Origin of the sequence: Veillonella sp. KGMB01456 (assembly GCF_023051165.1) — a bacterium.
In the GTDB taxonomy this organism is placed as follows: Bacteria; Bacillota; Negativicutes; order Veillonellales; family Veillonellaceae; genus Veillonella_A.
Genome location: NZ_JALKIG010000044.1, coordinates 1 through 18,580 on the forward strand (window position 1 = coordinate 1; position 18,580 = coordinate 18,580).

The window sequence follows — 18,580 nt, forward strand, 5'->3', positions numbered from 1 at the left end:
AAAAGGGAGCTGTAACTGAAATGTGAGTTAAAAAACTCAATTTCGTTACAGCCCCTTTTTTACGGCAAACAACCGGTACCCCACGAAAGAAGACCGATACAATCAAATATACAAAAGAGCGGCGTCATACGGCGCCGCTCTTAACATCATATATAGTTATGAATGCAATAAGCCGTCTTTAAATTGCCAACGACTATCGCCGACTGCTTTTGCTTCCGCTTCATTATGAGTAACCCACAAACAAGGGATACGCCATTCCTTGATGATTTTCACAATATCATCCTGTACCTGTTCACGCAATGTCCAATCTAAGGCTGATAAGGGCTCGTCTAAGAGCAAAATACACGGTTTAGCATATAAAGCCCGCCCCAGAGCTACCCGTTGCTGTTCACCGCCGGATAGATTACCTGCCTTCGTATGCGTATATTGTTCCAGATGCAGACGCTCCAAAATACGATTAAGCAGTTCTTTATCGCCCCGTTTGCTATAGGTAATATTATGAACCACATTCATATGGGGAAACACGATATTTCCCTGCGGCATATAGCCCACTTCACGGCGTTGCGGTTTTACAAAAATATTTTTCTCCTTATGAAACCAATACGCTCCATCATGACTAATGAATCCCGCTTTGGGTTTAATTAATCCGGCCAAGCTTTTTAGCAACGTAGACTTCCCGTTCCCGGAAGCCCCGGTGAGCGCGGTAATGCCTTCGCTCAATATGCCTTTACCTTGCACCAGAATAGTCGGGCGCTGTATTTTAATATCAAATTCTATCATACGACGCCTACCTTTCTTCATGGTGCTGGAACAAAGAACCTTTAGTAATAAAGTGAACCGTCCACAATAAACCCAACGTGAGAGCGCATATATAAAGGACCAAGCTAAACGCCCCTTCATAATCGCCGAATTCTACCAATGAGTAAATCGCCAGCGGCATGGTTCGGGTAACCCCCGGAATATTGCCGGCAATCAGAATGGTCGCACCAAATTCGCCCAGAGCACGACTAAAAGCCAAGATACTCCCCGTCAAAATACCTTTCCACGCGAGCGGTATAGATATGGTAAAAAATATACGAAGTTCCGAGGCCCCTAAGGTGCGGGCTACATCTTCAACAGCAGGATCAATGGACCCCAAAGCAGAACGCACCGTCTGATAAAACAAAGGGAACCCGATAATCGAAGAAGCAAGAACCGCTCCCGCTTTGGCAAAAACGACTTGCCAGCCGTTAGCATCGAGCCATGCGCCAAAACTATTGCCCGGTGTAAATATAACAAGTAACATAAAGCCAACCACTACCGGTGGCAATACAAGCGGCAAGGTAACGATGGAATCAATCAATGCCTTACCGGGAAACGAATACCGTTTTAATATATAACAAAGCAACAAGCCTACTACCATTATATTAAATAGTGCTATGCAAGCTACTTCCAATGACAGCCATAATGGAGTCATACGCCACAACCTTTCAAACGAACCCTATAATCTACAATAGGCGGTTCATCACCTGAACCGCCTATGCGTCCTTATATACTCTGTCGATGACCGTTCGTCATTTTATTTTGCGCTGTTAGCTACGCTGGTGAAGCCATATTTTTGTAAAATCTGCTGCGCTTCATTGCTGGTTAAATAATCATAAAATTGCTGAGCCAATTCATTGTCATATTTCGTTACGATGGCGATTGGATAACGAATCGCATCATGACTGTCACTGGGAGCAACCGCTGCCACCTCTACGCGATTTTGCAAGTCCATAGCATCGGTTTTATATACAAACCCGGCATCAGCGGACCCTTCGGCTACATAAGCGCCAACCGCTTTAACGTCTTTGCCGTAAACGATTTTGCTTTCTACCTGATTCCAAAGGTTTAATTTGGTCAATGTCTGTTGAGCATATTTACCGGCCGGTACAGTTTCAACGGTGCCGATAGCTATACGGTTAACGGTAGGTAATTGTTCGATAGAAATTTTTGACTTATCTTTAGGTACGATTAATACCAAAGAGTTTTCTACCAACGGTTTTACCTTCGTCACTAAATTCTTTTCTTTTAACTGTGCCATATTTTTTTCATCGGCAGAAATAAAAATGCTGGCCGGCGCACCACTTTCAATCTGTTGGCGCAAGGTTCCGGAACCACCGAAATTAAGTGTAATCTGAGTAGGATCTAAATGACGGGATTTCACAAAATTATCTTTCAATTCATTAGCGGCAGCCTGTAAACTGGCCGCTGCCGATACGGTAATTGTTTGAGACTTAGTAGCTTGCGCATCTTTTTTATCGGTATCAGTTCCACCGCAACCGGCTACAACCAATGCCATCGCACTCATAGCAATCAACAATAACTTTTTGTACCCTTTCATGTACATTACCTCCTTCGCCTCCATCATGTGGCTCTTAATACTGCGTTTACACTTCAAATTACAGAGTATATATTCGCCGGATAATCACATAAGTGATTATTTGTAAACCTATTATAGTCTTATTATGACATAAATATAAATAAAATCAAAGGTTTTAATTCCCTATTTTTTAGCGGTATTTAACATAAGAAGTTAATCACATTATTATATAGCTAACAAAAATCAAACTCACTCACCAATTTACCAGTAAAACCGCGACCTTTTAAAGGTTGTTTTTTTATACTCAATTGGGTATAGTATAGATAGATTACACCAAAGGAGGGCATCACCGTGGGGTTATTTTTTCACATTTTTTGGACAAGTGTTGTACCTATTTTAGCCTTAGTAGCGGTAGGTTTTATATTAGATAAAAAATTCAATCTGGATTTACGCTCATTAAGTAAGTTAAATTTCTTTATCTTACTGCCGGCTTACGTTTTTCGCTCATTATATACAGCTAATCTTACCCTCGAAAGTGTCGGTATATCCGTCTGTGCCTTTGTCATCCTATTTTCCAACAGTTACATGGCCTTAGGCGTATCCAAACTTCTTGGCTATGACCGGAAAAAGACCCAAATTGTGCGTAACGCCACTATGTTTAACAATGGCGGCAACATCGGTATCGCCATTGCCACCTTCGTATTCTCCAATGAACCATATATCGTAAACGGTCAAACGCCTTATTTAGATGCAGCCATTGTGGGCGTAATCGCCACCTTTATTATTCAAACAATTTTCTGTAATACCTTAGGCTTTTATCAGGCCGGCACCGGTTTACTCACACGCCACGATGCACTTAAATTAGTATTCCACATGCCCGTACTCTACGCGGCTCCGGCTGCCCTCTTAGCGCGCCTCATCCCTTACGATTTAACAACTTTGGTATTATGGTCGCCACTCCATATTTTTGCCAACGCCTTCGTCGGCATGGCCATGATCACCTTAGGTGTGCAAATGAGTCGTACGCCTTACAACTTCTTAAAAAAAGACGTTTTGGTTACTACATCTTTGCGACTTATCGGCGGACCAATCTTAGCGGCCTTTGTTATGCTCCTCTACATCGTGTTGTACGAACCGGTAAATCCGATTTCAGCACAAGCGGTTATTATTACCTATAGTGTACCATCAGCGGTAAATACAGCACTCATAGCCTTTGAAATGAACAATAACCCGGAACTGGCCACGCAGATTGTTATGTCTACAACACTCTTGTCAGCCGTCACCATGCCGCTGGCCATCCTATTTGCGTACTACATGTTCCCGGTTTAAAATTATTACCTCATTCTTTGAGCCATAACGCTCAGACAAATATCTTAGGAATTGTAATAAATTAACATCAAACTGCATATTAATTCTTAACACCATCAGTGTAAACTGGTGGTGTTTTTCTGTGCAATCACTGAATTATTACATATCATCATACTTAACATGTCAATCTTCTATCTATTTTTACAAGAATTTTTATAATTAATTGTTGCATTTTTATGCATTCAGGTCTATAATGCCAATCATAGAATTTTTATTCGAACAAACTGTATATTTACTTCATCTTCCATTAATAAATTTCTTTAATTTTTGCGTAATTTTCAGAAGTAAATATACATAACAAATACCATAAACCGTATTATTATACCTACATCAAGTGCAAAACTATTCTACAAAGGAGCGATTCATATGACCAAAGTCAGCATCCTCGGTGCTACCGGTTACGCCGGGGCCGAGCTCGTAAAATTAATATTACAGCATCCGAATGCCACATTAACCCATATTACTTCGGAAAGTCATACCGGCCAAGCCTTGGCCGATGTATATCCTCATATGCGAGGCATTACCGATTTGACTTTGGAAAGTATGGATAATTTGGAAACCATTGCTAAAGACAGCGATTTTATTTTCATTGCACTGCCTCACGGACACGCCATGACCGTCGGCAAAGCCCTTGCGAAAACACCGGTTAAAATCATCGATCTCGGCGCCGACTACCGCTTCAGCGACACCAAGGTATATGAAGCGTGGTACCATGTACCCCACACTCATCCTGATGCCCCCAGCGTCTATGGCTTAGCCGAACTAAACCGAGAAGCCATCAAATCCGCCAAAATCATCGGCAATGCCGGCTGCTACACAACGGCTTCCATTCTGGCGTTGGCTCCTTTAGTAAAAAATCATCTGATTCAAACTAATTCCATCATCATTGATGCTAAATCCGGTACCTCCGGCGCGGGTCGAAGTGCTAAACTCGATACCCATTATCCCGAGTTCTACGATGCCTTTAAAGCCTACGGCGTAGCTACCCACCGCCACACACCGGAAATTGAAGCAGCCCTCGGTAAGCTTAACGGTTCTCCGATTATGCTTAATTTTACGCCTCACTTAGTGCCAATGAGCCGCGGTATCTTAGCTACAGCTTATGCCAACTTAAACGAAGGCGTCACACCGGACGCAGTAAGCCAAGCTTTTGAAACAACCTACGCCACGGAGCCCTTCGTCCGATTACTCGGCCTCAATGCCTATCCAAACACTAAATATGTACGCGGTTCCAACTTCATTGACATTGCCTGGCATATTGACGAACGAACCGGACGCGTCATCGTCCTCAGCGCCATCGATAATCTTGTAAAAGGCGCTGCCGGTCAAGCCGTTCAGAACTTTAACATCGCTTGCGGCTATGAAGAAACAACGGGACTCAAGCTAGTTCCCATGTACCCATAAATTAGGAGGTTCTACCATGAAACAAACAATAATGTTAGATACACAATCTCACGGCGTTACCTACGCCAAAGGATTTGAAGCCATCGGTATTCAAGCAGGTCTGAAAAAGAGCGGCAAACATGATTTAGCCCTCATCTATACTAAACAAAAAGCGGCGGTAGCCGGCACCTTCACACAGAATAAAGTGGCTGCCGCTCCGGTCTATGTATCCAAAGAAACAGTTGCCACCGGCACGGCGCACGCCATCATTTCCAACTCCGGTTGCGCCAATGCCTGCACCGGTCCGCAAGGCTTAAAAGATGCTCATACCATGGCGTATCACACGGCTCAAGCCTTAGCTTGTGATCCTACCGACATCATCGTGGGCTCTACCGGTATCATCGGTCAACAATTACCTATCCACGACATCGTAAAAGCCATTCCAAACCTCGTAGATTCCTTATCCGAGGATGGCAGCGAACTGGCGGGCAAAGCCATTTTAACAACCGACACGTACTCCAAAACGGCCTCAACCCATTTCACCGTCGACGGCCAAACCATTCACATGGGGGCCATCGCTAAAGGCTCCGGCATGATTCGCCCTAACATGGCAACCATGCTTTGCTACATCACCACCGATATCGCCATTACGCCGACGCTTTTGCAAAAAGCCTTACACGCCTGTGTCGATAAGTCCTTCAATATGATTTCCGTCGACGGCGACATGAGCACCAATGATATGGCCATAGTCCTCGCCAATGGGGCTGCGGGCAACAAGCCGATTACCGAAGAAAACGAAGATTTCGAACTTTTCCAAGAAGCCCTCATGGCTATTACCGTATCCTTAGCTAAGCAAATCGCCGCTGACGGCGAGGGAGCCAGCAAATTTATCACCATTGATATTAAAGGAGCTACCGATTTTGAAAGTGCCAAAACAGTAGGCATGTCCATTGCCAATTCGCCACTCGTAAAAACCGCCTTCTTCGGTGAAGATCCTAACTGGGGTCGACTCATCTGTGCCGCCGGCTATGCAGGCGTACCAATGAATCCGGCCACTACAGTTTTAAAAATCGGCGGTGTTACTATTTTTAAAAACGGCATGGGCGCTGTGTATAACGAAGCAACGCTTAAACAAATCATGAACGAACACGATATTACGGTCACCGTTGAACTCAACGAAGGTGATGCGAACGCCACTGTTTGGACCTGCGACCTCACCTACGACTACGTGAAAATCAACGGCGAATATCATACCTGATACGGATAGAAAGGAGCCTCCTATGATTAACGAATTAAACGCCTTCAATATGGCCACCGTCAACACGCCTGACGAAGTAGCTGCGCACACCACCATCAGTGCCGCCGGTAAAGCATCCATACTCATTGAAGCACTGCCATACATCCAAAAATTCGCCGGCAAAACCATGGTCATCAAATACGGTGGCAATGCCATGATTAGCGAAGAATTAAAGAACAAAGTGATGCAAGACATCGCCCTTATGAAGTGCATCGGTATTAAACCGGTCATCGTCCACGGCGGCGGCCCGGATATAACCGAATTTTTAGAAAAAGTGGGCAAAACCAGCCAATTTGTAAACGGTCTGCGCGTCACCGACGCAGAAACGGTAACCATTGCCGAAATGGTATTGGGCGGTAAAATCAACGCCGAAATCGTAAGCCGTCTCAACACTTTGGGCATCCCCGCTATCGGCCTTTCCGGGAAAGATGCTAACTTGCTGATGGCCCATAAAAAATTAGCCGAAGTTCACGAAGCGGGTGGCCAAATCAATCACGTAGATATCGGTTTTGTCGGGGAAGTAACGAAAGTAAACACCGAGATTATTAACGACCTCTTAGATAAAGGCTATGTACCGGTTATCTCCCCGATTGGGGCCGGTAAAGGCGAGACGACCTATAACATTAACGCCGATTATGTGGCGGCTGAAGTAGCCGGTGCCTTACAAGCGAAAAAACTACTCATGCTCACCAATACGAAAGGGATTTATACCTCCCTGGATGACCCGAAGAGCTTCTTATCCAGCATCTTTAAATCTGACGCTGTTGCCATGATTGAAGACGGCACCATCCAAGGCGGCATGATTCCTAAAGTGGAAGCCGTGTTACACGCCCTTGAATGCGGCACTAAACGTGTTACCATCATCGACGGTCGCGAACCGCATGCCTTATTGCTCGAACTATTTACCAACAAAGGGATCGGCACGGAAATCATTTAAATTAACCGGCCGCCCCACATTCGGCTCGCCCCACCTTTGGTAGCACCCCACCTTTGGCAGTGCTCCCGAGTGTGCCGCAATTAATCCATGACTAAGGAGGTTCCCCATGAATACAACGGATATTATAAACCACGATAAACAAGACTATTTTCCCGTCTTTGCCCGGTACGACATCGTCCTCGACCACGGCGACGGCCCTTATTTATACGATACTAACGGTAAAGCCTATTTAGATTATCTCGCCGGCATCGCCGTTAACGTAGTCGGTCATAACTATCCACCATTAGTTGATGCTATCGCTACGCAAGCCGCTAAAATGATTCACTGCTCCAATTTATACTACACGGAAGTGCAAGCCGAAGCAGCGGCAAAACTCAAAGCTTTAAGCGGTATGGATAAAGTTTTCTTTGCCAACTCCGGGGCGGAAGCTAACGAAGGAGCTATTAAATTAGCCCGTAAATACGCCACCGCCAAAGACCCGGACAAAGTACAAATCATCACCGCCTTACACAGTTTTCACGGTCGTACTTTGGCTACCTTGACCGCCACCGGCCAAGAAAAATATCATCAAGGCTTCGGCCCGTTGCCGGGCGGTTTTGACTACGTTCCCTTCGGTAACATCGACGCTATTAAGGCAAAAATTAACGACAAAACCTGTGCAGTCATGCTGGAAGCCATTCAAGGCGAAGGGGGCGTCCATGTTCCCGATGCGAACTATCTAAAAGAAGTAAAAGCCCTTTGTGAACAACATGACGCCTTGCTCATTATCGATGAAATTCAAGCCGGTATGGGCAGAACGGGTAAATTCTTCGGCTACGAACACTTCGGTATCCAGCCGGACATCGTAACACTCGCAAAAGGCCTGGCCGGCGGGGTGCCTATCGGCGCGTTTTTAAGTACCAAAAAATTAGCTAATACCTTCCATGCCGGTGATCACGGCTCTACCTTCGGCGGTAATCCCTTAGCTTGTGCCGCCGCCAATGCTGTACTCACCGCCATTAAGGCCGGAAACTTAATGGATAATGCAGCTACTGTCGGCGATTACTTAATCACACAACTAAAAACCTTGCAACAATCTTTTCCGACGCTCATTACCGAAGTGCGCGGCAAAGGTCTCCTAGTTGGCATGGAGCTCACTAAACCGGGCCGCGATATTGTTAACGATTGTCTTGCCAAAGGTCTCATCATCAATTGCACCGCCGGCAATGTCTTGCGCTTTGTACCGCCACTCATTATTACTAAAGACAACGTTGATACCTTAATTGCAATATTGAACGAAGTATTACCAAAGTATATAGATTAAATAAAACTGAAACTATGCGGCTTATCTAAGTGTAGACCCTGATTTTCAGCCCAAACACAGCATCACATAAGCCGTTCGCACTATATGAAAGGAGCCTATTATGAAAAAAGGTGACGATTTTATTTCCATCCACGACCTCTCCACGGAAGAAGTTTGGCAGCTGCTCGACTTGGCTGCCGATTTAAAACAAAAACAAAAAGCAGGCATTCCTCATCCCTATTTACAAGGCAAAACCTTGGGCATGATTTTTGAAAAAGCCTCTACCCGTACCCGTGTTTCCTTTGAAACCGGCATTTACCAACTGGGCGGTCAGGGACTTTTCTTATCCGGTCGCGATTTACAAATCGGCCGTGGCGAGCCCATCAAAGATACAGCCCGCGTTCTCTCTCGCTATGTGGATGGCATCATGATTCGTACCTTTGCTCATGATACGGTACTCGAACTGGCCGAATATGCCAGTGTGCCGGTCATCAATGCCCTTACCGACTTACTCCATCCATGCCAAGCCATGGCGGATATGATGACGGCCATCGAATACAAAGGGAAAGATTTAAAAGGTAAAAAACTCACTTTTATCGGTGACGGCAACAATATGGCCCACTCCCTCATGTTCGCCTGTGCCAAATTAGGCCTTAACTTTGCCTTTGCCGGACCTAAAGGGTATGAACCGAATCCGGACATTATTGCCAAAGCCGAAGCGGATGCCAAACAGTCGGGCGGCTCTGTTGAAATCTTAAACGATCCAATGGCAGCGGCTAAAAACGCCGATATTTTCTACACCGACGTCTTTGCCAGCATGGGCCAGGAATCGGAATACGAAGAACGGCTACAGATTTTCAAAGGCTTCCAAGTTAACAGTCAATTGCTCAGCGTGGCTAACACCGATCCGATTGTAATGCACTGCTTGCCGGCTCACCGGGAAGAAGAGATTACCGACGAAGTATTTGAAGCGCAGGCTAATGTTATTTTTGACGAAGCGGAAAATCGTTTGCACATGCAAAAAGCCATCATGGCCACCATCATGTAAAACGGTTTAGACTCAGCAATAGATTAAATTTGGTAAATACTTTTCGTCAACTATTATGTATTGACGCTTTACATTGTAAACCCCACTAAAAGTGTGGGTTGATAAAACAAACCTCCCCTAGTATACTTAGAACAGGTATAGTAGAGGAGGTTTTTCAAATGAAAACACGTTTATTATTTCGCGCCGCTTTAATGATTGCGCTCTTAACAGTGGGTGCACGTATCCAAATTCCATTGCCTTATTTTGATTATTATACGTTGCAGTTTACCTTCGTGCTCTTAGCCGCGGTCATTTTGCCGCCCCGCTACGCTTGGGGCTCCGTTGCCACCTATGTACTCATGGGCCTTATCGGCATTCCTATCTTCGCCGGCGGCGGTGGTCTCGGTTACGTTGTACGCCCAAGCTTCGGCTACCTCATTGGCTTCATCATTACAGCCGGTGTGTTGGCTGAATTGAAACACCGTTATAAAATTCACACGCTCAAGGGCTACTTTACACTGAATGCTATCGGCATTGTCATCACCTATATCTTTGGCTTATCCTACAAAATCGCCATTCTGGCCTGGTATTTGAACCAGAGTGTGCCATTGAGCGATATCTTCTGGGTAGCCTTTGCCTTCGACATTCCGGCCGACTTCATTATGATTGTCATCTTATCCGCAGCGGAAGTGCCTATCGTCAATGCATTGCAATCCTTAAATCAGCGTGCTGCGGCGCATTAATTACTTCAGCCCCCAAGCCAAGCTGGTCATGCTTAAGCTGCCCCATACATAATCATGGGTATGAATATCAACCGGTGGCAAAGTAAGCTCTTTTACATCGCCTTCACCTACTACGGCACCAAGGCAGTAGTAGAACGGTGCCAAGTGATCCGGTGATTCAGCGGCTACGCGATCCCCTTCAAGGGCTTCCCATTTTAAAGCGCCAACTAAATCATTTTCCTTTTCAGGATTTATCTTAGCAAGTAAGGCTTCCTCGAACGCTTCCGCTTCGGGGAAGCCTTTATTGCCCATATTCGGATTGATTAAACGCAAATTATGAACAATGTCACCACTGCCTAAAATCAAGATACCTTCATCGCGCAAAACGGATAACGCCTGCCCCATAGCAAACCATTCACGAGCATCCGCTTTATAGTTAACCGATAACTGCACTACCGGAATCTTTGCATCAGGATACATTTTCAAAAGCGGTGCATAGGCCCCATGGTCGTAACCGCGGTCTTCTTTGGCGGCCACCTGCGCACCCAAACGTTCCTCTATACGCTCAATCAAAGCTTTGGAGGTTTCTGCAGGATACTGCAATTGATAAATCGGATCAGGGAAACCATACATGTCATAGATCATAGCCGGTTTTTCATCCACTTGTACAAAACTGCCGGCCGTATACCAATGTGCCGAAATCATTAAAATAGCTTTTGGACGCGGTATAAGCGTAGCCAATGCTTCCCATTCCTTTGTCCAAGGATTATCTTCAATTAAATTCATAGGTGAACCGTGGCCAATGAACAGCACCGGCATTTTAGACATATTAATTGTTTCACTCATAGTAAAACTCCCTTTCTTACAGACCCTAATTCGCAATCGGATACGTTCCGTCAATGCGTTCCTAAGGGGCTAACGGAAAACTAATCATATCTGAAGTACTATTCCCAAACATCTATGCCATCAGAAATTTCCAGCTGAATGGGAATTACATTCACTTTCATCGTACGACTCTATTATAAGATGTAATATAAAATATTACAAGTGTTTTTTTGAAAATTTTCACTTTTACCAAACATATAAAAAGCCGGCACAGCAAACTATACTGACTGTACCGGCTTTAACTTTAGGTCGCGGATTACGACCCAAAACCTTATTTCGTATTACATTTTATACTTCTTCATCCAATAACGGCAACCAAGCGCCATAGCCTTCTTTGACCATATCTTCAGCCTTAATAAAACGCAAGGACTTACTGTTGATACAATAACGAAGACCACCCAAATCTTCTTTGCCATCTGTGAAAACATGGCCTAAATGGGAATCGCCATGGGCACTGCGCACCTCTACACGAGGACGGCCCGGAATCGAAAGATCCTCTTTATATACAACCGAATTTGCCGTAATAGGTCGCGAGAATGCCGGCCAACCGCAACCGGAGTTAAATTTAGCCGCGGATATAAAAAGCGGTTCCCCCGTTACAATATCCACATAAATGCCTTTTTCAAAAAAGTCGTCATATTCACCGGTAAACGGGTGTTCCGTTGCACTTTCCTGGGTAATGGCGTACGCATCATCACCGATACGAGCTCTTAAGGCGTCCTTATCTTCTTTCACATAAGCCGGTAAATCCACCAATGGTTCGTTCGCTTTATATAAAGCCACATGGCAATAGCCGTTCGGATTTTTATCTAAATAGTCCTGATGATAGAGTTCCGCATCAAAGAATTGTTCCAACGGCAATACTTCTACGGCAAATTTACCGTACGGATCAACGGCCTTAAAAAGGCGTTCAACACGGGCTTTATCCGCTTCATCGGTATAATAAACGCCGGTTCGGTACTGAGTGCCTACATCGCCGCCTTGCTTATTCACAGAATAAGGATCGATAATTCTGAGCAAATGCAGTAGAATTTCTTCCAAGGAAATAATGTGGCGATCATACTCGAGGCGCACCGTTTCCGCATGGCCCGTATCATTATGACATACCTCTTCATACGTCGGGTTTTCCGTTTTACCGTTCGCATAACCTACTGCAGTCCCCAAAATGCCGGCTACACGTTTAAAATACGCTTCTACACCCCAGAAGCAGCCACCTGCCACATAGATTGTTCGTTTATCTGCATAAACACTTTGAATAGCCATAAATTGACCTCACTTTCTCTTTTAACTCTCTTTTATCTCTCATTTCATCTCATATAATGCTCTGATTTAACATCATATTACACCATATTGATAACACTATACCATTAAATCGAAAATATTAAAAGTCTAAATATATATTAGAAGGCATCAGCCGCTTTAACACGGCGTTGATACACTTGATATGCTACGAACATCAAGAGCACGCCGGTTACCAAGAATACATACTGAATCCCAAAGAAGGTGGTTACACCACTCGCAAAGAGCGGCCCCACCATGCAACCGAACTGGTTGGCCGTCGTGGCCATACCGAATACGCGACCGCGAAATGCCGGTTCTGTATAATGAGCTAAGGCCGCACTCAACAACGGGTTGACCCCTACGATGAAACAGCCTACCAAAATCTGCAAGCTGCCGAACCAGGTAATGCCAAACGGCATACTTTGTAAAAACAAGAATATACCGGTACCGCAAAGGGCATAAAATACGGCTTTAAAATAGCCCTTGCGCTGCCCGAAAGCGGCCCAAATATTGGTTGTTACCGCACCGGCCAAACCGCCGACACTCAAGATTGTACCGGCCAAGAGAGCGGCCCCTTCCATCGTGCCTTGCAACTGCCCTACATAGAGCGCCAAAATAGGCTGCAGCATTAAGATAGCGGCCTGCATAATGAAATACAACCATAGTAAATCCGTCAATACTTTGCGACCTTTAACAAAATTCCAATCTTCTCGGAACGAAGTCGTTTCAACCGGCTGCGCATCGCCCATATGCGGTTCTTTTACAAAGAAGAATACCACCGCACTGGCCACGAATAAAACGCCACCGGCAATGAAAAATACCGGCCTCATGCCCACAACCGCTTCAATCAAACCGCCGAGAAGCGGCCCGATAACGTTACCTACAATTAAACCGGTCTGAAAAATCCCCAGCGCCGTACCGGTTTTTTCTTTCGGCACACTGAGGGATACCATGGTCATCGCCGCCGGCATAAAGCCGTTGGCAAAGCCCATCAAAGCACGTGTCGCAAACAATTGCCACGCATCTTGTACGAAACCCGTTAAAATATAAGAAATACCGATCAAAATACCGGCACGAATGGCCATGAGTTTTTTGCCCTTCGTATCCGCCATACGCCCCCAAATCGGAGCCATGACGCCGGCTACAAAAAACGTAATGGAAAAGACAACGCCGGACCAAATAGCGACGCTATCGTGACCTACACCTAATTCTAATAAATATACCGGCAAAAACGGTATCAACATCGTGTAACATATGGATAAACCCGTCATACAGCCGGTTAACAGCCATACGTTGCGCATTCCGCCTCTCGCATCTGCCATATGATTCCTTCTTTCTTCAAAACTTGCCCTTCGGCCATTCATTTCACAATTTTAAGGCAACATTTGTTGTCATATACTTATAATTTTAATTCAAACAAAGCAAAGCTCCTTGATCATACTCAAGGAGCTCACACTAAATAGCTACAATTATACTTTTTGTTCCCGTCCGGTTAGCTGCGCAATCAATTTGTACAACAGTTTATACATGGTAGTGAATTCTTCATCCGTCAGATTTACCACCTGCGCCATCGCCTTCGGCACATGGGCTACCCGCTGTTGCAATTCGCGGCCTTCATCCGTAATGGAAATAATGACGGTTCGTTCATCTTCTTTGGAGCGCGTCCGTGTTAAAAAGCCTTTAGTTTCCATTTTACGCAGTAATGGCGTAAGCGTTCCCGAATCGAGATATAAATACTCGCCCAGGGACTTTACATTCAAATGGCTGTGTTCCCACAAAACCATCATCACAATATATTGCGTATATGTTAAATTTAAAGGTTCCAATAACGGCTGATAAGCTCTTACAATCTCCTTCGCACAGGCGTACAAGGGAAAACACAACTGATTCTTTAGAGCCAGTTCCTCTATATTTGTATCTATCAAGGTTTTTCTCCTTATCTCAATTAATTAGTTCACAATATAATTCTATACAATGCGACAACCCCTGTCAAGGTGAGTGCCTCGGCTGAAGAGAGTAACCTGCTCATCTTCCAAACGTCTAGTGCTTCGCCCCCATACATCCGGCTGTGTCAAAAAGAAAAACACCTTTTAGCATCAGCCCGCACTTTTACCATAAAAAGTAAATGCAGATTGTACCACTCAAAGGTGTTTTATAACTTCAAACGTTCTTTTGATATACCGTATCGCTATTTACTTTTTACTACAGTACCGTCCGTTACCATTGTCTTCAATTAGGCCGGTGTACTCTTACCGGTTACGTCAGCGGAAGTGTCGTCAGTGGCTGTCTCATCGGCAGTTTTGCCTTCGGCCGAGTGAGCCTCTTCATCATCTTCTGAATCATCAGATACATCAAACTTTTTGTCCAACACATCCTGCAACGTTAACTTTTCCATATATTCTTTGAATTGAGCCTGCATATGTTCCCATAAAGGCAAGGTCATACAAGTCTTGCTGCGTGGACATTGGTTTACTTCATCTTCCAAGCAAGCTACGAGAGCAATAGAATCTTCCGCAGCGCGCAAAATATCATAAACCGTGTAATCTTTCGGCTCCATCGACAAGCGATAACCGCCGTATTTACCACGTACACTCTTTACATAACCGGCCGCGCTCAAGCGTGCTACAATGCCTTCTAAATATTTATCGGAAATACGCTGACGTTCCGCAATTTCGCGGATAGACACGTTCTTCTTAGTACCATGTTCTGCAAGGTCAACTAATACGCGTAAAGCATAACGACCCTTAGTTGAAATTTTCATAGTTCATATACCTCTTTCACAGTAGGAATTACTAAATTCATTATATCACAAGATTTATCCCCTATCAAAGAGGGGGAATTAAAATTCCTCGCCACATTTCTTTGATTTACTTCCTACTTTTTTGAATTACCTTGCTAATTATCGCTATTTATCTTGCTAATTACGTCTATTTACTTTGTGAATTTTCTCTATTTACCTCTCTACTTTTCTGATTTACCATGATACAATAGGGGTGAATTTATAATTCTAAAACATATAGGAGGTCACATATGTTAGAAAAACTGTTTGCGCTCAGCGAGCGTAATACAACGGTGAAAGGTGAAATTATCGCCGGTTTAACCACCTTTATCACCATGGCGTATATTCTTTTCTTGGCGCCGAATCTACTCAGCATCGCCGGCATGGATAAAGACGCGGTCCTCATCGCCACTGCATTAGGCGGCGGTATCGTAACGATTGCCATGGGGCTCCTCGTTAACTATCCGATTTGCTTGGCACCGGGCGTAGGCCTGCTCGCCTTTTATACCTTTACCGTCGTACTCGGTATGGGCGTCGCTTGGCAAACCGCATTGGGGGCCGTATTTATTTCCGGTATTGTTTTCCTCATTTTGACCCTCACTACGGTGCGTCAACACATTGTTGAAGGCATTCCGGCGTCTATGAAAATTGCCATTACCGTCGGTATCGGTCTTTTCATCACCATTATCGGTTTGAAATTATCCGGTCTCATGGCCATTACCTTATCCTTGTCCCCGGACAGCTTGGCCCAAGTGATTGCCACCAAAGGCCATTCCACACCGGGTTCTTCGGAAACCATCCTTACCTTAGGTAACCTCATGGATCCGCAAGTAGCTTTGGCCCTCTTCGGTCTCGTTTTTACAGCCCTCTTGATGGCCCGCAACGTACAAGGCTCCTTCATTATCGGCGCCGTTGTTACCAGCATCTTGGCGTATGCAACCGGTAATGCCCAATTACCTGAAAACTTCTCCATTATCGCAGTGCCTGATTTCAGCAAAGCCGCTTTCTTCCAATTAGATATCGGCAGCGCCATGAGCATGGGTCTCGTAACCATTATCTTTTCTTTCACCTTCGTTGAATTATTCGACTCCATGGGTACCTTAATCGGAACAGCCACTAAAGCAGGCATCGCTAATCCTAAAGAAGGTAAATTCCCGGGACTTGGCAAAGCCATGACCGTCGATGCCGTCGGCGTAAGCTTCGGTGCCCTTTTAGGGGCCAGCACCATTACCGCTTTCGTAGAAAGTGCGGCCGGTGTCGGCGCCGGTGGTCGTACCGGTTTAACCGCCGTTACTTGCGGTATCTTGTTCCTCTTGGCATTACTCTTTGCACCGTTAATCACCCTCGTGCCAAACTGTGCAACAGCTCCAATCTTAATCTTAGTGGGTGCCTTGATGATGGAACCGATTCGCGACATCGATTTCTCCGATTGGACCGAAGCCTTCCCGGCTTTCATGGTAATCGCTTTGATGCCGTTCACTTACAGCATCGCTAACGGCGTATCCGCCGGTCTTATCATGTACCCACTTCTTAAAATCGTTGCCGGCCGTACCAAAGAAGTTCACTGGATTATGTATCCGTTGGCCATCATCGTATTGATTCGTTACATTTGGTATTAATACGAGGATTATTGTGAAAAATCTGAAAAGATTTCGCTTTAAGCCCTGAGCCCAAAAACTTAAATAAAGAAAAAAGACTTATCTCCGCTGTTTGCAATAATGCTTAATCACTAAGTTGCTTACAGCTTCGAGATAAGTCTTTTTTATTAGAGCAAATATCGTTAAATTCAAATGCTTACTTCAGGGTGGACAAAAAGTGTGGGTAAAAGTAATGATAAAACCAGATACTTACTACACTAATTGAATATTAAAATTAACTTTCATTTATTCCTCTATCATCGTTACCTCTGAATACTTAATATCTTTAAATCCAACTATCAAAGTCAGCACAAAACTCAGCCCAAAGGCAATCCCTAAAGCTGTCAAATACCACATAAAAGATGGTCCCATGAATACCGGTAACGTAGTAACCGCCGGAATGGCAAAGGAAGGGGCACTTACTTTGAAAAAGCCTGCCAAGGCACCGCCTAAACCACCGGCCACACAGGCACAAACCATAGGTCGTTTCAAACGCAAAGTAACCCCGAATACAGCCGGTTCCGTAACCCCGAGCAAAGCAATAAGCCCCGCGGAAAAGGCTTCCGTCTTAAATACCTTATTTTTACTGCGCACCGCTACCGCCAGGGCAGCGCCCGCCTGAGCGAACATGGCCGTACCGAATAAAGGCATTAAGGTATCAAAACCGTATACGGCCACATTGTTAATAGCAATCGGGAAAAAGCCCCATTGGAGCCCCAACATGCCGATAAACGGTTGCACCGTGCCCACAATAAGGCCGGCTATCAACGGACTGAGGCCGTAAACTAATTCATAACCGCCGCCCAATAAAGCACCAAGCCAGGTACCGATAGGTCCTAAAATAACTAAGGTAAACGGTGTCATCACGATAATACAAAGGGGTGGCGTAAATAACCCGCGCACCGCTTCAGGGAAAATCTTTTTACCCAACTTTTCTACATATTGCAAACAATATACGGCCAATAAAATTGGAATCACCGACGAGGGATACATAACCTGCCCCATGGGCCAGCCAAATAAATCAGGACCTTGCCAACCACCGGCACCACCTACATGACCGAACATCGTTGCCACGGCACTACCATCGCCGGATTGTCCCATAGTCGCCGCCAAGCTTTGCACCAATGCTTCTACCGACTCCATACCGCCCGCTCCGGGTGCTTTCATGAGCTGTGTCACATCCGGATACACCAACACACACGCCAGTAACATGGCCGTAAAGGGATCTGTATTAAACCGCTTCGCCGCCGTGTAAGCAAGAAAAACCGGTATAAAGTAGAAGAACGCATCGCTCATAGCGTTCAAGATTACATACGTACTCGAACCTTCCGGTACCAAGTGATTTACAGTGAGAAGAATGAAGATACCTTTTAAAATACCAGTCGATACCAGTAAGGCAATAATCGGTAAAAACAGGGCTGATAGTAGATCTATCGCCCCGTCGGCAAAGCTTTTAAGTCGCATATATAGTGAAGTCGTGGCAGACATGAAATACTCCTTTAGATTGAATCTTTAAATATATTTATTGATTATGTATATCAATTTAAACCAATATAAGTATAACAAAAGAGAGCCCTCTCGACAATTGATATGCTCCCTTTTAGGTAGACACAAGAAATAATAAAATCTTGTGTTACTTGA

General features: G+C 44.9%; 16 protein-coding genes and 1 pseudogene. 8 read left to right on the forward strand and 9 right to left on the reverse strand.

Annotated features, from left to right (window positions below):
- Window positions 1–156: 156 nt before the first annotated feature.
- The 3 genes from MXE28_RS09905 to modA form a co-directional block, all read right to left on the reverse strand.
- Entirely contained in the window at window positions 157–780 is a 624-nt protein-coding gene (locus tag MXE28_RS09905) for an ATP-binding cassette domain-containing protein (RefSeq protein ID WP_156703953.1), read from the reverse strand.
- Between the two features lie 7 nt (window positions 781–787).
- Entirely contained in the window at window positions 788–1,456 is a 669-nt protein-coding gene (gene modB, locus MXE28_RS09910; RefSeq protein WP_021840378.1) for a molybdate ABC transporter permease subunit, read from the reverse strand.
- Between the two features lie 102 nt (window positions 1,457–1,558).
- Complete coding sequence (gene modA / locus MXE28_RS09915; protein ID WP_156703955.1) at window positions 1,559–2,362, reverse strand: molybdate ABC transporter substrate-binding protein; 804 nt, start codon at window positions 2,360–2,362, stop codon at window positions 1,559–1,561.
- Between the two features lie 330 nt (window positions 2,363–2,692).
- On the opposite strand from modA, the gene MXE28_RS11660 reads away from it, so the two are divergent.
- The 7 genes from MXE28_RS11660 (at window position 2,693) to MXE28_RS09950 (ending at window position 10,378) form a co-directional block, all read left to right on the forward strand.
- Complete coding sequence (locus MXE28_RS11660) at window positions 2,693–3,670, forward strand: AEC family transporter (protein WP_156703957.1); 978 nt, start codon at window positions 2,693–2,695, stop codon at window positions 3,668–3,670.
- A 405-nt stretch (window positions 3,671–4,075) separates the two neighbouring features.
- Window positions 4,076–5,113, forward strand: coding sequence for an N-acetyl-gamma-glutamyl-phosphate reductase (argC, locus tag MXE28_RS09925; RefSeq protein ID WP_021840375.1), 1,038 nt, complete (start codon window positions 4,076–4,078; stop codon window positions 5,111–5,113).
- Window positions 5,114–5,129: 16 nt separating this feature from the next.
- A complete protein-coding gene (gene argJ, locus MXE28_RS09930; RefSeq protein WP_247240123.1) occupies window positions 5,130–6,350 on the forward strand; it encodes a bifunctional glutamate N-acetyltransferase/amino-acid acetyltransferase ArgJ in 1,221 nt (406 codons plus the stop codon).
- A 49-nt stretch (window positions 6,351–6,399) separates the two neighbouring features.
- A complete protein-coding gene (argB, locus tag MXE28_RS09935) occupies window positions 6,400–7,326 on the forward strand; it encodes an acetylglutamate kinase (protein WP_348644765.1) in 927 nt (308 codons plus the stop codon).
- A gap of 106 nt (window positions 7,327–7,432) precedes the next feature.
- Window positions 7,433–8,629, forward strand: coding sequence for an acetylornithine transaminase (locus MXE28_RS09940; protein ID WP_226974340.1), 1,197 nt, complete (start codon window positions 7,433–7,435; stop codon window positions 8,627–8,629).
- 100 nt (window positions 8,630–8,729) lie between these two features.
- Entirely contained in the window at window positions 8,730–9,656 is a 927-nt protein-coding gene (gene argF, locus MXE28_RS09945; protein ID WP_226974339.1) for an ornithine carbamoyltransferase, read from the forward strand.
- 158 nt (window positions 9,657–9,814) lie between these two features.
- Entirely contained in the window at window positions 9,815–10,378 is a 564-nt protein-coding gene (locus MXE28_RS09950; protein ID WP_226974338.1) for a biotin transporter BioY, read from the forward strand.
- On the opposite strand, the gene MXE28_RS09955 is transcribed toward MXE28_RS09950, so the two are convergent.
- The 5 genes and pseudogenes from MXE28_RS09955 to MXE28_RS09975 form a co-directional block, all read right to left on the reverse strand.
- Window positions 10,379–11,203, reverse strand: coding sequence for a class III extradiol ring-cleavage dioxygenase (locus tag MXE28_RS09955; RefSeq protein ID WP_247240124.1), 825 nt, complete (start codon window positions 11,201–11,203; stop codon window positions 10,379–10,381). It lies immediately after the preceding gene.
- Window positions 11,204–11,530: 327 nt separating this feature from the next.
- Entirely contained in the window at window positions 11,531–12,505 is a 975-nt protein-coding gene (gene msrA / locus MXE28_RS09960) for a peptide-methionine (S)-S-oxide reductase MsrA (RefSeq protein WP_226974337.1), read from the reverse strand.
- Window positions 12,506–12,642: 137 nt separating this feature from the next.
- Window positions 12,643–13,845: an MFS transporter gene (locus tag MXE28_RS09965; RefSeq protein WP_021840367.1), complete on the reverse strand. Its 1,203-nt coding sequence runs from the start codon at window positions 13,843–13,845 to the stop codon at window positions 12,643–12,645.
- A gap of 147 nt (window positions 13,846–13,992) precedes the next feature.
- Entirely contained in the window at window positions 13,993–14,448 is a 456-nt protein-coding gene (locus MXE28_RS09970; RefSeq protein WP_021840366.1) for a MarR family transcriptional regulator, read from the reverse strand.
- Window positions 14,449–14,876: 428 nt separating this feature from the next.
- Window positions 14,877–15,284: pseudogene (locus MXE28_RS09975) on the reverse strand (Rrf2 family transcriptional regulator); the annotation flags it as partial.
- Window positions 15,285–15,553: 269 nt separating this feature from the next.
- Between MXE28_RS09975 and MXE28_RS09980 the strand changes: the two are divergent.
- Window positions 15,554–16,921 (forward strand): NCS2 family permease, encoded by a 1,368-nt coding sequence (locus MXE28_RS09980; RefSeq protein ID WP_247240125.1) that lies wholly within the window; start codon window positions 15,554–15,556, stop codon window positions 16,919–16,921.
- Window positions 16,922–17,185: 264 nt separating this feature from the next.
- On the opposite strand, the gene MXE28_RS09985 is transcribed toward MXE28_RS09980, so the two are convergent.
- Window positions 17,186–18,427: a PTS transporter subunit EIIC gene (locus MXE28_RS09985; protein WP_127058001.1), complete on the reverse strand. Its 1,242-nt coding sequence runs from the start codon at window positions 18,425–18,427 to the stop codon at window positions 17,186–17,188.
- Between the last annotated feature and the right edge of the window lie 153 nt (window positions 18,428–18,580).

What these genes read in the sequence shown, in the direction of transcription:
- MXE28_RS09950 (WP_226974338.1), top strand. Translation starts at nt 9,815, where the DNA reads ATGAAAACACGTTTATTATTTCGCGCCGCTTTAATGATTGCGCTCTTA.
- argF (WP_226974339.1), top strand. Translation starts at nt 8,730, where the DNA reads ATGAAAAAAGGTGACGATTTTATTTCCATCCACGACCTCTCCACGGAA.
- modB (WP_021840378.1), bottom strand. Translation starts at nt 1,456, where the DNA reads ATGACTCCATTATGGCTGTCATTGGAAGTAGCTTGCATAGCACTATTT.
- MXE28_RS09965 (WP_021840367.1), bottom strand. Translation starts at nt 13,845, where the DNA reads ATGGCAGATGCGAGAGGCGGAATGCGCAACGTATGGCTGTTAACCGGC.
- MXE28_RS09905 (WP_156703953.1), bottom strand. Translation starts at nt 780, where the DNA reads ATGATAGAATTTGATATTAAAATACAGCGCCCGACTATTCTGGTGCAA.
- MXE28_RS09955 (WP_247240124.1), bottom strand. Translation starts at nt 11,203, where the DNA reads ATGAGTGAAACAATTAATATGTCTAAAATGCCGGTGCTGTTCATTGGC.
- MXE28_RS09940 (WP_226974340.1), top strand. Translation starts at nt 7,433, where the DNA reads ATGAATACAACGGATATTATAAACCACGATAAACAAGACTATTTTCCC.
- MXE28_RS09985 (WP_127058001.1), bottom strand. Translation starts at nt 18,427, where the DNA reads ATGTCTGCCACGACTTCACTATATATGCGACTTAAAAGCTTTGCCGAC.
- MXE28_RS09980 (WP_247240125.1), top strand. Translation starts at nt 15,554, where the DNA reads ATGTTAGAAAAACTGTTTGCGCTCAGCGAGCGTAATACAACGGTGAAA.
- argC (WP_021840375.1), top strand. Translation starts at nt 4,076, where the DNA reads ATGACCAAAGTCAGCATCCTCGGTGCTACCGGTTACGCCGGGGCCGAG.
- msrA (WP_226974337.1), bottom strand. Translation starts at nt 12,505, where the DNA reads ATGGCTATTCAAAGTGTTTATGCAGATAAACGAACAATCTATGTGGCA.
- modA (WP_156703955.1), bottom strand. Translation starts at nt 2,362, where the DNA reads ATGAAAGGGTACAAAAAGTTATTGTTGATTGCTATGAGTGCGATGGCA.
- argB (WP_348644765.1), top strand. Translation starts at nt 6,400, where the DNA reads ATGGCCACCGTCAACACGCCTGACGAAGTAGCTGCGCACACCACCATC.
- argJ (WP_247240123.1), top strand. Translation starts at nt 5,130, where the DNA reads ATGAAACAAACAATAATGTTAGATACACAATCTCACGGCGTTACCTAC.